Raw genomic sequence first — 1,072 nt, 5'->3', positions numbered from 1 at the left:
TCATAATAATCCCCATCTTCCGATAAATGTCTTTCTCGTTTCACTATAGCAAAGATTCCTTAACTTCGCAAGCGATTGGCAGGACAGACGCCAGACAGCAAAAGGCTGCCCTGCCGATTGATATGCTCCCCTTTAGGTAGACATGAGAAATAATAAAATCTCATGCTACTTAAAGGGGAGTATTTTTAATGCATAAAACAAAGATATGTGCTCAAGAGAAATTGCATACCGTCAAAAACATTCTCCATGGAACAGAATCTATCCATGCGGCTGCCAAGCGTCTGTCCGTTGCCCCGCCTTCTGTCAGAGCTTGGATTGGTAGTTATAAAGGGAATGGGATCGATGCCTTTACGCACACAAAGAACAAACACTATTCCCATGAATGTAAGGTTCAGGCGGTAACCGCTTATCTGAATCAGGAAGGTTCTCTGGCTGTTATCTGCCAAAGATTTGGTTTGAGGTCATCAAAACAACTACGCACATGGATTAAGCGGTATAATAGTCATGAGGAGCTGAAAGCTTCCGGAACAGGAGGATTTTCTATCATGACGAAAGGCAGAAAAACAACATTTGATGAGCGAGTTGAAATTGTTCAGTATTGTATTGCCCATGACCATAATTACGCAGAGACTGCGGTGAAGTACGATGTTTCTTATCAACAGGCACGCAGCTATACGCTGAAATACGAGGCGGGTGGTCTCGATGCCTTGCAGGATAATCGCGGAAAAAGAAAACCGGAAGACCAACTTACGGAAGTAGAAAGATTGCGTGCCGAACTCAAGCTGGAAAGAGCTAAGAGGAAACAGGCGGAAATGGAGATTTCTTTCTTAAAAAAATTGGACGAAATAGAGAGGAGGCGGGACTGAGCCGATTAAAAAAACGTCATATTTATCTTGCCATTCAGGAAGAACACGAGGAACATCACTATCCTATTTCAGCCTTATGTAAATTAGGGAAAGTAACTCGAGCCGCTTATTACAAATGGCTTCACCGACAAATCCCTGCGATGGAACAAGAAAACAGGTTGGTTGCGGAAAAGGTAGAAGAAATTCACCGGGCTTATCCGGATAAA

At 43.1% G+C, this 1,072-nt stretch carries 1 protein-coding gene; it reads left to right on the top strand.

Translation table 11 applies throughout. The features are described 5' to 3' along the window. Positions 1–188 precede the first annotated feature (188 nt). Positions 189–866: a helix-turn-helix domain-containing protein gene (locus A0U42_RS10150; protein ID WP_065360876.1), complete on the top strand. Its 678-nt coding sequence runs from the start codon at positions 189–191 to the stop codon at positions 864–866. The last annotated feature ends 206 nt before the right edge of the window (positions 867–1,072 follow it).

The sequence above is a fragment of the Megasphaera sp. DISK 18 genome (assembly GCF_001682955.1).
GTDB lineage: Bacteria > Bacillota > Negativicutes > Veillonellales > Megasphaeraceae > Megasphaera > Megasphaera massiliensis.
Note: the sequence above shows the minus strand (reverse complement) of the source record. Positions and strands in the feature narration are given on the sequence as shown.